This window comes from Pseudoalteromonas sp. OOF1S-7 (genome assembly GCF_022347765.1).
Lineage (GTDB): Bacteria > Pseudomonadota > Gammaproteobacteria > Enterobacterales > Alteromonadaceae > Pseudoalteromonas.
Genome location: NZ_JAKRFZ010000017.1, coordinates 39,595 through 50,961 on the forward strand (window position 1 = coordinate 39,595; position 11,367 = coordinate 50,961).

At 48.2% G+C, this 11,367-nt stretch carries 10 protein-coding genes; 6 read left to right on the forward strand and 4 right to left on the reverse strand.

Annotated elements, in window-relative coordinates; translation table 11 throughout:
* Positions 1 to 37: 37 nt before the first annotated feature.
* From pseI to MHN33_RS19505, 4 genes are read left to right on the forward strand one after another with little or no spacing between them, the layout of a single operon-like run.
* Positions 38 to 1,078, forward strand: a complete 1,041-nt coding sequence (gene pseI / locus MHN33_RS19490; RefSeq protein ID WP_239400516.1) for a pseudaminic acid synthase — start codon at positions 38 to 40, stop codon at positions 1,076 to 1,078.
* A complete protein-coding gene (locus MHN33_RS19495; RefSeq protein ID WP_239400518.1) occupies positions 1,075 to 1,326 on the forward strand; it encodes a phosphopantetheine-binding protein in 252 nt (83 codons plus the stop codon). The genes pseI and MHN33_RS19495 overlap by 4 nt, the downstream gene beginning before the upstream one ends.
* Positions 1,323 to 2,918 carry a pseudaminic acid biosynthesis protein PseG gene (locus tag MHN33_RS19500; protein ID WP_239400520.1) on the forward strand — a complete coding sequence of 532 codons (1,596 nt, stop codon included), beginning with the start codon at positions 1,323 to 1,325 and terminating at the stop codon, positions 2,916 to 2,918. The genes MHN33_RS19495 and MHN33_RS19500 overlap by 4 nt, the downstream gene beginning before the upstream one ends.
* On the forward strand, positions 2,911 to 4,428 hold the full coding sequence (locus tag MHN33_RS19505) for a class I adenylate-forming enzyme family protein (protein ID WP_239400522.1): 1,518 nt from the start codon (positions 2,911 to 2,913) through the stop codon (positions 4,426 to 4,428). The genes MHN33_RS19500 and MHN33_RS19505 overlap by 8 nt, the downstream gene beginning before the upstream one ends.
* 14 nt (positions 4,429 to 4,442) lie before the next feature.
* On the opposite strand, the gene MHN33_RS19510 is transcribed toward MHN33_RS19505, so the two are convergent.
* From MHN33_RS19510 to pseB, 3 genes are read right to left on the reverse strand one after another with little or no spacing between them, the layout of a single operon-like run.
* Positions 4,443 to 5,573, reverse strand: coding sequence for a Gfo/Idh/MocA family oxidoreductase (locus MHN33_RS19510; protein WP_239400524.1), 1,131 nt, complete (start codon positions 5,571 to 5,573; stop codon positions 4,443 to 4,445).
* 4 nt (positions 5,574 to 5,577) lie between these two features.
* Positions 5,578 to 6,768: a UDP-4-amino-4,6-dideoxy-N-acetyl-beta-L-altrosamine transaminase gene (gene pseC / locus MHN33_RS19515; protein ID WP_239400526.1), complete on the reverse strand. Its 1,191-nt coding sequence runs from the start codon at positions 6,766 to 6,768 to the stop codon at positions 5,578 to 5,580.
* Between the two features lie 17 nt (positions 6,769 to 6,785).
* Entirely contained in the window at positions 6,786 to 7,787 is a 1,002-nt protein-coding gene (pseB, locus tag MHN33_RS19520; RefSeq protein WP_239400528.1) for a UDP-N-acetylglucosamine 4,6-dehydratase (inverting), read from the reverse strand.
* Positions 7,788 to 8,013: 226 nt separating this feature from the next.
* Here pseB and MHN33_RS19525 point away from each other — a divergent pair, with 226 nt between their 5' ends.
* Together MHN33_RS19525 and MHN33_RS19530 are read left to right on the forward strand one after the other, a co-directional pair.
* Positions 8,014 to 8,799, forward strand: coding sequence for a flagellin (locus tag MHN33_RS19525; RefSeq protein WP_239400531.1), 786 nt, complete (start codon positions 8,014 to 8,016; stop codon positions 8,797 to 8,799).
* Between the two features lie 357 nt (positions 8,800 to 9,156).
* Positions 9,157 to 10,599, forward strand: coding sequence for a sigma-54-dependent Fis family transcriptional regulator (locus MHN33_RS19530; RefSeq protein ID WP_239400622.1), 1,443 nt, complete (start codon positions 9,157 to 9,159; stop codon positions 10,597 to 10,599).
* Positions 10,600 to 10,747: 148 nt separating this feature from the next.
* Here MHN33_RS19530 and MHN33_RS19535 read toward each other — a convergent pair whose 3' ends face one another.
* Positions 10,748 to 11,362, reverse strand: a complete 615-nt coding sequence (locus MHN33_RS19535) for a DNA-3-methyladenine glycosylase I (RefSeq protein WP_239400534.1) — start codon at positions 11,360 to 11,362, stop codon at positions 10,748 to 10,750.
* Positions 11,363 to 11,367 lie beyond the last annotated feature (5 nt).

The following is an 11,367-nucleotide window of genomic DNA, read 5'->3' on the forward strand; positions in this document are numbered from 1 at the left end:
ATGACAAAGATGCCAGTGTAGAACAAGAAGGCGCACAGTGAATTTTAATAAACACATTACTATAGCAGGTAACAAAGTCGGCCACGACCAGCCCTGTTATATCATTGCAGAAATGTCTGCAAATCATGGTCAATCATTGAGTAAGGCCAAAGAGTTAGTGTATGCAGCAAAAGAAGCCGGAGCCGATGCAATTAAGTTGCAAACCTACACCGCCGATACGCTGACCATGGACTGTAAACTGCCGCACTTTGAGGCAACTGGCCCTTGGCAGGGACAGTATTTGTACGACCTCTATAAAGGGGCATATATGCCCTGGGATTTTCATGCTGAGTTGTTTGAGTTGGCAGACAAAATCGGGATCACGTGTTTTTCCTCACCATTCGATAAAACGGCGGTCGATCTGTTGACCCAACTGAATGCACCAGCCTATAAAATTGCGTCGCCGGAGCTGATAGACCATCAGTTGATCCGCGACGTTGCGGCAACGCAAAAGCCTGTGATTATGTCGACGGGCGGCGCCACACTAATAGAGATTGCAGAAGCGGTGAAAGTGGCAGAGGAAGCGGGGATCAAGGAGCTTTGCCTGATGAAGTGTACCAGTACTTATCCAGCCCCGGCAGACAGTATTAATCTGCGCACTATCCCACACATGCAGGAAGCATTTGGCTGTCCGGTGGGCTTATCTGACCATACTTTAGGGAATGATGTACCACTGGCGTCGGTAGCGGTGGGTGCCTGTATGATTGAGAAGCACTTTGTAATGAGTAAAGAAGATAACACCGCAGACAGTTTCTTCTCCATGACACCCGATGAACTGGCTGCCCTGGTGCATGGTGTGCGACAAATTGAGCTGGCAATGGGCCAGGTTCATTATCCCAGGGACGCGTCTAAAGCCCGCCGCTGTGTTTACATAGTCAAAGATATCAAAGCGGGAGAAGAAATTACCGCTGAGCATGTCGCACAAATGCGTCCTGGTGGTGGGGAGATTATGCCCAAATCCTTACCACACCTGATTGGTCGTACCGTGAATAAAACGTTAGTGCGTGGAATGCAACTGAGCTGGGGAGATCTACTATGAGTGTTCAACGCGAAGCCGTACTGGCCTTGTTAAAAGCGTTTTTTGAAGCGCGCGCTGTGCTGGTAAGCGAAACTGATTTTGAGTCATTTGATTTTATTGCGGCCGGTGTTCTGGACTCTTTTGAGGTGTTATCGATGATCATGCACATCGAAGCACATTTTGGTTTGTCAGTGCCGCCAGAGTTACTGCTTGATACACGCAATGCACAAGTAGGTCGGTTTACCGACGCCATAGTGGCACTGGCATGATAGCCATTCGTGTAGACACGCGTTGTGGCCTGGGCCACTTTATGCGCATGAAGTGGCTTGCCAAAGCGCTAATCGACCAACATCAACGGGTCATAATGCTGGTGGACGCGCAAACTGTGCCCACCCGTTTTTACCAAGACATGGATATCGTGTTGGTTGAAGTACCACAGCAATCAGACACCGTTAGTGACGCACAGTTTGTGCTGGATGTCCTTACTCAGCGAGGAGAAACAGCTTGCTGGTGGGTGGTTGATGGTTACGGCTTTGATATGCATTGGGAGCAAGTTATCCGGAAAACGGGTACGCCGCTATTAGCGATGGATGATTTGGCCCGGGAACATGTGGCCGAGCTGGTGGTTGATGCCAAATGGCAGGGAGCGGGTACACCATCGCGCTATAAGGGGAAGCTGGCTCAGCATAGTCAGAGTTTACTGGGTCCGGACTACTGTATTCTGGCACCTGAATATCACCACGCAGACGCGCAAAGGCGTGACGGAGTACTATTTTCTCTGGGTGGCGGCGGGGACTGGCATGCACCAACGCAGTGGATTTCCCGGCTACTTGAAGCACCGCCAGCAGGCTTTGAAGCCACACCAATACAGGTGGTGATTGGGCCCAAGGCCACAGGTACAGAGCAGCTATATACACTTGCAGAGCAACATAGTCGTCTGACGTTAATTGAGCAGGCGACCAGCCTGGCCTGCTACTATCAGCGTTGTGGTTTATTTGTTGGCGCGCTTGGAACTTCTTTATATGAGCTGGCTGCGACACAGACGCCGGCACTGAGTTTTAGCCTCGCAGCTAACCAGAATAATGCATTAGCGGACCTGGAGGATCTTGGTCATTATCTGCACATTCCCGATTTGCTCGAGCAAGACAGAGACAAAGTGGCTGAGTTAATCGCAACTTTGTACGATGCGCGTAAGCGTGTGCAGCAGCTTTGCACGGACGTCACTATTCCTGTGGACGGACGGGGCGCAGAACGCATTGCCTCAGCACTTTTAAACGGTGCTGACTCTGGCCTGACGAAGGTTAGCAACGCCCCGCAGGCGCCCAAAACCAGCTGGACACTGGCACAAAGCTTGCGCTTATGTCCAGTCACAGATGCACATATTAACCGCTATCTCAGCGCCCGTAACCGCAGTGATAATGCCTGGCGTATGACAATAACTGATCGCATTGATGCCGTTGATCATTATCGCTGGTGGTTTCGCCAAACCCGTGATTCATTTGTATTGTCGCACGATGATGAATCATTACTTTACGTCTGGCACCAGTGTACACAGTTGGAAGGACAGAAGTATCTTTTTGGAGGCTGGTTTGCAGCCAGTGACGCGGTGAATTTTGTGCACGCGCAACTGATCTTGCAGTGGCAGCTAATACACACCGCCAAAGTGTACCCCGAGGCCACCTGGGTTGCGGTGATCAACAAGCAAAACCGCTTTGTAAACCTGCTTAATCAACGGGCAGGTTTTGTGCCTCTGGCTAAAGGTGAGCCCGGTTATATCGCTGCACAGCAACTCTTTCCTAATGCCTGTGAGGCGGAGTTTAACTTTGTTGCCAAATACCCATCGAGGACAGACTGTGAGTAATATCTATCAAATTTTTGCACAGCACGTGCAGTCTCAGCCGGATAAAGCCGCCTTGGTGTTTGGGCAACAGACACTGAGTTATCAGGCACTGAATCTGAAGGTGTTAAAGCTGTGTGCACACTTTAACCGTTTGGGCTTGCAGTCCGGCCAGCGGGTGGCGTTATTTGCACCGAATGGCCTGGAATATCCGGTTGTGATGTTGGCTGCAGCTCGTTTGGGCCTTGCTATTGTGCCTTTGCCGATTAGTCTAAAAGGTGATGCTCTGTCGGTGGCGTTGAAGAAAACCCCGGTCGCAGCCGTGATAGCCTGGCCTTCTATCGGACGAACTTTATTGGCAGACGCGGTCATTGACCCCAACAATTTGATCAGTCTGGCACAGCCTGTTGCCGATGAACCCTGTTGGCAAGACATCATGGCGGGAGCGTTTGAGGCACAGGAGATGGAGACACCTGAGCCAATAGTCGATGTAACAGCCCCCTATATACTGACCATGACGTCTGGCTCTACGGGCCAGCCTAAACCCATAGTGCTAAGCCAGCAGTGCAAGATCAGCCGTGCATTTGATGCGACTATCAACTATTACGGATTGACTCGGGACGAGGTGGTGTTAGTCGCCACACCGTTGTATCACTCTCTTGCCCAGCGTGGGGTCCTGATGCCGCTGATGTTGGGGGCAACCAGTGTGATCCTGGCCAAGTTTTCTTTACCGAAGTGGTTAGAAGCCATTGCGACGCACAAAGTCAGTTTTCTGTTCGCGGTATCTGCCCAATTAGAAAGTTTGCTTAGTAGCGACGAAGAAATGGAACTGAGCTCGTTGCGCTGCGTGGTATCGTCTTCTGCGGTGCTGGCAGCAGAGTCTAAACAAGCTTTGCTGAACAAGTTACCTTGTCGCTTTCATGAATGTTATGGTGCCTCTGAAGTGGGGGTTGTCAGTGATTTTTGCGTCAGTGAGCGGCAAGATAAAAACGGTGCTGTCGGCGTGGCTTTACCGTTTGTTCAGATGAAAATTGTGGATCCGACAGGGCAAGCTCTGGGGACGGGTGAAGTTGGCGAAATTGCCTGTCAGACCTTAACCGGGTTCAGTGGTTATCTAAAAATGCCACAGCAAACTCAGGACGCGTTTGACTCTCAGGGTTTCTTTCTGACCGGTGACTTGGGTTATCTGGATGAAGATGGCTTTTTATATTACGTCGGACGTAAAAAAGAGGTGATATCCAGCGGAGGGATCAACATTTTTCCTCAGGATATTGAAGCGGTGTTTAAGAAACACCCTCAGGTGATTGACTGTGTTGCTTTTGGCTGTGCAGACAGGCAACTGGGTGAGTATATCAAGGTGGTCTATGAGCAGCAGGGTGAGCTGGATATCAGCCGGGAGTTGCGATTACTGTGCTTGTCTGAACTGACTGATTACCAGCAACCGCGTACGCTTGAGCGTCTCAGTGCATTGCCCAGAAACCCCATGGGTAAAGTGCTCAGGAATGACGTAAAAACACACCATTCGGAGGTGTAAAACTGGTGTCAGGCTCAGACCTGACACCAACCGTGTTGCTCGTTAGAAGCGACTGCGGCTTCAAAAAGAGCCAGCCCGGCCTGCGCCTGAGTAAAGCCAAATACGTACTCGTTGTCAGGCACGGTGCCTGCCTGATAGGCAGACAAAGCCTGATGAATATCTGTGTATAAGTTGGCAAAGGCTTCAACAAATCCGGTAGGGTGTCCCGGTTTCATGCGATTGTAACGGAACTGATTGGCGTATTGACACTGTCCTGCGCGATCGAGAATTTCTCTTCTGCCATCACTGAATTGCAACTGAAGCTCATCCGGATTGAGTTGCACCCAGGTGGCGCTGCCCGCCGTGCCATACACTCGGATCTGCAAACCATTGCGGTGACCGATGGCAGTTTTTGACATCCACATACTGCCGCGGATCCCATCCGGGTATTTAAGCAGCATTTGGACATCGTCAATCAATCCAGAGTAGTCGGAGTGATTGGCAAACTGAGCACAGGTTTCTGTTGGTTCCAGCTCCAGCAAATAACTCGATAAGTGATGTAAATGTACGCCCAAATCAAGACAGATAGTGGGCACCTGATAGTCCTGCAATCGCCACGCCTGTGGCTTGGCGGGTTTGCCTGCGATATCGGGCGGGCGCTTAAAGCCCTCTTGTGGCATTTCCAGATGGATTTTCTGGATCTGACCGAGTTTACCCTGAGCAATCAGATGCTTAAGCTCACGTACCATGGCATAACCGCTGTAGTTATAGGTCACTGCCAGAAAGTGTGTTTTCGGGTCATACACTTTAGCCAACGCCTGTGTTTGGGCTGTACCACAGACCAGCGACTTTTCGCAAATGATTGGCATATTTTCATTCAATAGTGCCGTCAGCACCTCAAGGTGATGAGGTGTTGGGGTGAGCACGACCACTGCGTCTACTCGTGCTTTTTCTTGCTTAATAAGTGTGCGCCAGTCGCTGTAGGTGCGTTCTGGTGCGATATCCCATTGCTGCGCGGTAGCAACATTGGCACCTGGGTCACGGCTGAAGGCGCCAGCCACGACTTTAAAGCGATTATCCAGTTGTGCGGCACTAAAGTGCACATAGCCAACAGCCGAATTCAGGCCGCCACCAATAAAGGCAAGGTTTAAAGACCTCTCCATCATGCACTTACTCCTTGATATTATTTTGAATATTTTGCCAACCGGTGAGCAAATTACGTAAGGTCTTCACTACTTCTTGTTGTTGAGCGTATGTTAGTAAAGGAAAAAGAGGAATGGTGATCGCACTTTGGTAATACGCTTCACTATTCGGGCAGTAGCCCTCGCTAAACCCTAAGTCTTTGTAAAATGGCTGCAGGTATATAGGAATATAATGTACGTGGGCACATATTCCCGATGCTCTCATTTTGGTCACTATGTGTTGTTGTAGTTCACGCGAGCTATCCGTAAAACGAACAACGTATAAATGGTAAGTGCTGAGTTGTAACTCTGACTGAGAGAGCGGGGTGATGCCTTCAATCTCGGCAAACATTTTGTCGTAGGCACGTGCTAGCTGGTTTCGGCTGGTGACAAATTCGTCGAGTCGAGCCAGCTGACTCAAACCCAGAGCCGCCTGAATATCTGTCATCCGATAGTTATATCCCAGTAATTGCTGTTGATAATACCAGGGGCCGTGGCTTTCTTCAGTCATTTGTTCAGGATCAGATGTAATGCCATGACTTCGAAATGCTCTCATACGATCTGCCAGTTGCGGGTTCTGAGTGACAGCCATGCCACCCTCAGCAGAGGTGATAATTTTTACCGGGTGGAAACTGAATACACAAATATCCGAGTAAGTACAATGACCAACCGGTTTACCCTGGTACTCGCCTCCTATCGCGTGAGAGGCATCTTCGATAACTTTAAAACCATATTGTTTGGCCAGGGCTCCTATTCTTGCCATGTCACACGATTGCCCTGCGAAATGAACGGGGATAATCACGTCTGGTAATGCATTTAAGCGTGCTGCTTGTTCCAGCTTTTCTGACAGAGCAGCGATGCACAAGTTACCCGTATTTGCATCTATATCAACAAAGTCAACTGTCGCACCACAATATAAGGCACAGTTCGCCGAAGCGACAAAAGAGTTAGGAACAGTCCAAACTATGCTGCCTTGTTTAACATCTAGCGCTTTACAGGCAATGTGTAATGTCGACGTTGCACTGTTAGCAGCGACAGCACCGACTGCGCCACAGTATTTAGCAACGGCGTCTTCGAACTGACGTACAGTGGGGCCCTGAGTTAAAAAGTCTGATTTCAGTATTTCGATAACAGCGTCGATGTCTCGCTGTTCAATACTTTGTTTGCCATAAGGGATCATATTGAGCTCCAGGCAGGCTAGGCTAATGCCTGAGCGTTAAAGGCTTTTATGGCTTCCACAGACAGATAGTCCGGGTTGCTGAGTGAGTTATATTCAAACCCAGGCGCTACCGGCTGGCCTTGCTCGCGAAGGGCATTGGTATCAAAGTCATTGCTACGACTGCTAAACTTGATACCGGGTGCAATCACAAAGTGATCGCTAAATTCAAAGGTGTTAAAGCTGAGATCTTCGGGGCACATCACTTCGTGTAATTTCTCTCCTGGTCGAATGCCTATGATTTTATGTGGCAATTGCGGGGCCATTGCTGTAGCAAGATCAACAATACGGATAGAAGGTATCTTAGGCACAAAAATCTCACCTCCCAACATACGTTCAAAGTTTTTCAAGACAAAATCCACGCCTTGCTGGAGACTGATCCAGAAGCGGGTCATGTCGGCATGGGTAACAGGGATATGGTCGCAGCCTTCATCAATCAAGCGCTGAAATACGGGCACAACAGAACCACGTGAACACACAACGTTGCCGTACCGTACCACAGAGAATAAGGTCCTGTGGCCCCCTGCAATATTATTTGCCGCAACAAATAATTTATCTGAAGCAAGTTTGGTTGCGCCGTATAGGTTAATTGGGTTGGCGGCTTTATCTGTTGACAGAGCAATCACCTTTTCTACATTGTTGTCCAGTGCGGCCTCGATCAAGTTTTCGGCCCCATTGATGTTAGTTTTGATGCACTCCATAGGGTTATATTCAGCAGCAGGCACTTGTTTAAGTGCAGCAGCATGGATCACAAAATCAACCCCCTGCATGGCACGATAAAGGCGGTTTTTATCTCTTATGTCACCGATAAAGTAACGCATACAAGAATCGTTGAAGACCTGCTGCATCTCAAACTGTTTCAGCTCATCACGAGAAAAAACAATGATTTTCTTTGGCTTGTATCGGGTAAGTAGTGTTTTGACATACTTTTTACCGAATGAGCCTGTGCCGCCAGTAATGAGAATCGTCTTGTTGTCAAACATAAAAGCCCACCTAAAGGTGCATTGAATTCTTTACAGTATAGAAAAAAGCATGACTGTAGCAAAATTCGCTTAGCAAAAATAAAAAGCGATTACTCAATACTTTATATCAGTTATCGAGAATTTGCAGTAAATATACTGAGCGGGCTGTTCAATTTCTTACAATAGATGACTTTTTAAACACAAAGGAGTAGACTTGATGGAAAATAACACCTGATGGGGAGGCGTTATGAAGATACAATCTCAAAGTAATAGTTTTTTTAATCAGGTTGACCAGACCAACAATAAGCTTAATCAACAGCTTGCAAGTGGTAAAAAGGTCAACTCAGCGGCGGATGATGCGGCTGCGCTGCAGATCATTAACCGTCTGACGTCGCAGCAGGAAGGTTATAACCAGTCTATACGCAATGCTTATGACGGTATTTCTTATTCTCAAACAACCGACTCCGCATTGTCAGGTGTAAATGACGCCGTGTCGCGGATCCGGGAGTTATCACTTCAGTCCGGGAGTGGTGCGCTGACCGACAGCGACAGGCAAGCTTTGCAAGAGGAAGTATCGCAGCTGCAGTCTCAGATAACAGATACCTTTGCGAACACCACTTTCGGTGGTCAGGCCTTGTTTGACGGTAACCAAACCAGTTTTCAGGTAGGACCGGACGCAAACACAACGCAAGGGTTCACAGCGTCGGACGGCAGTTTTGCGAACCCTATTCTGAGTGTTGATATCTCGACCCAGGCGGGTGCTCAAACAGCCATCGATGCCGCAGATCAGGTATCTGAAGCGCTGAATACGCAAAGAACACAACTGGGTGCGTTTGAAAATACCCTTAACAGCACAATACGTGGCCTTGGCACACAAAGAGATAATATTGCTGAGAGCCAAAGCCGGATCCAGGATACTGACTACGCCAGTGCAGTAGCAGAGCAGACCGCCAATGATATTTTATCTCAGGCTTCTATTGCATTACGTGGTCAGGCGAATCAGTCTGCTTCGTCAGTGCTGGGTTTGCTGTAAATCTAATATTACCAGTACTTTGACCTTAAAAAGCCAGTGATCTTACACTGGCTTTTTTAATGCATTATCACCAAATAACTGTCGTGCAACAGAAAAGTCTTCTTTTTCAGAGGCACATCAAACCAGACCAGTGTCGCATTGCCGGAAGCGATTCATATTCTGTGGTCAGGAGTTCCTTTTTTTCGTACTTGCGCCCGGTTTTTCTGGATTTTAATCCTTAAGTATTGATTTAGCGCATAGGCCGCGGCGTTTTTTTGGCGTTGATGTCAAAAACTTGCCACTTAGGTATTGCATCCCCATGCCACTGACTTACAATCATTACTATTGATGTATACGAAGAAGTTTGACCTTGCGGGCATGATTACGATCCTCGATAACAATAATAACAGAGCAACCGGACTGGCAGCGGCATTGAGTTTTGTCGGGCAGCCGGCACAGGTGATTGCAGAGCCGGATTTTTCTCCCGATCTGTTAAGCCATCTGCAGGAGCCAGTGATCATCCTGGGTGCTTTGTCGCAGCACAATCATGAAGTACTGATTAAGTCTTTGCCCGCAGTGCCGTTCTTACTGATAGGGGAAACCTTACGGCCACTGCTCTCTTTAGCCAATGTAATTGGTCTCATCACTGAGCCTTTTAGCCAGGAAGTGACCATGCAGCTATTGCACGATTGTCAGCAGTACCTACGCATGTTACCGGGCAAATCGACACAGCTGAATGATGCAAAGTCGTTTGATGGCCTGGTTGGCGATACTAAAGCCGTTAAAGAAGTGCGCTTTTTAATCTCCCAGGTGGCTAAAACAGATGCGAATGTATTGATCCTTGGTGAGTCAGGAACCGGTAAAGAGGTCGTTGCACGTAATGTGCACTTGCTATCCAACCGCAATACCGGTCCGTTTGTGCCAGTGAACTGTGGTGCAATTCCTGGTGAGCTGCTGGAAAGCGAGTTGTTTGGTCACGAAAAAGGTGCATTTACCGGTGCAATTTCTGCGCGTAAAGGCCGTTTTGAACTGGCACAAGGTGGGACATTATTTCTCGATGAAATAGGTGATATGCCATTGCAGATGCAGGTTAAGCTGTTACGTGTGTTGCAGGAAAGAAGCTATGAGCGAGTTGGAGGCACTAAGCCTATTCAGGCGGACGTCAGGGTTATCGCTGCGACGCACCGAAACCTGGAAACCATGATCGAAGAAGGCAAGTTCCGTGAGGATTTATTTTATCGCCTCAATGTATTCCCCATTGAAAACCCTTCACTACGCGAACGTGCTGACGATATTCCATTATTATTGAAAGAATTACTACGCCGCGTTGCTGAGCAAGGTGGCAGTTCAGTCAAATTCACCGACCGTGCAATCGACAGCCTCAAAGCGCATAGCTGGCCTGGTAACATTCGTGAGCTGGCTAACCTGGTTGAGCGGATGGCCATTATGTTCCCGGAAAAAGTAGTGGATGTTACAGACTTACCGGGTAAGTATCGCTATATCGAAGTTGAGGCTTACGAACCCGAATATCCGGAAGAGCTGCTTGAAAAAGATGTTTTTAACGAGCTGTTCAGTGACGGGTTCAGTGATTTTGAAGATGAAGACGAAACGCAAGACCAGGGCAGTGTAGAACCCGGGCTGGGACGATTGCCAGATGATGGGATCGAGCTTAAAGAGTATCTGGCTGAGATGGAAATTAGCCTTATAACCCAAGCGCTGGAGCGCTATGATTATGTGGTTGCCAGAGCGGCTGAGATACTCGGTGTACGGCGTACAACGCTGGTCGAAAAAATGAAAAAGTACAACCTAAACCGCGACTAGCAATGATTGTAAAATCCCAAAAACGGCGCTTTGATAGCGCCGTTTTTTGTGGTCTCGAAAAAGCTGCCTGCCGGTCTTCCAGTCATAGTGGCTTTGGCCAAAAAGCACCTGATGTTTTTGCGTCTATAACTAAGGCCCAAGGTATACTTTATTTTTGATTACTCAGTTGTGCTTGAATATCCAACTGCTGATACATCTCTAAAATCGGCGCCTTACAAAAGCAGTCGTCGTGATGATCATTGACCATGCCACAGGCCTGCATATGGGCGTAGACTGTAGTGGGTCCAAGAAACTTAAAACCCCGTTTTTTCAGATCTTTTGCGAATTGTGTACTGATCTCTGTAGTGGCCTGATAATCCTGCGGGCTATGGATCGTGCTCACGATTGGTTCAAAGTTAACAAACTGCCACTGGTAGTAAGCAAAACTTCCAAATTCTTGTTGTATCTCAATAAACCGCCTTGCGTTATTGATTGTTGCCTGGATTTTTAGTTTGTTACGAATGATCCCTGCGTTATCCATCAATTTAATGACGTCCTCTTCTGTCATCGCCGCGACCTTGTGTGGGTCAAATTGATGAAACGCCTCCCGGTAGTTGTCACGCTTTTTTAAAATGGTGTACCAGCTCAGACCCGCCTGCGCCGATTCCAGTGTAATAAACTCGAACAACTTAGTGTCTTCCAGTACGGGTTTTCCCCACTCTTCATCGTGATAGGCGACGTAATCTGGCTTGCTTAAGTCAACCCAGTGACAGCGTGTAGTCATGATAT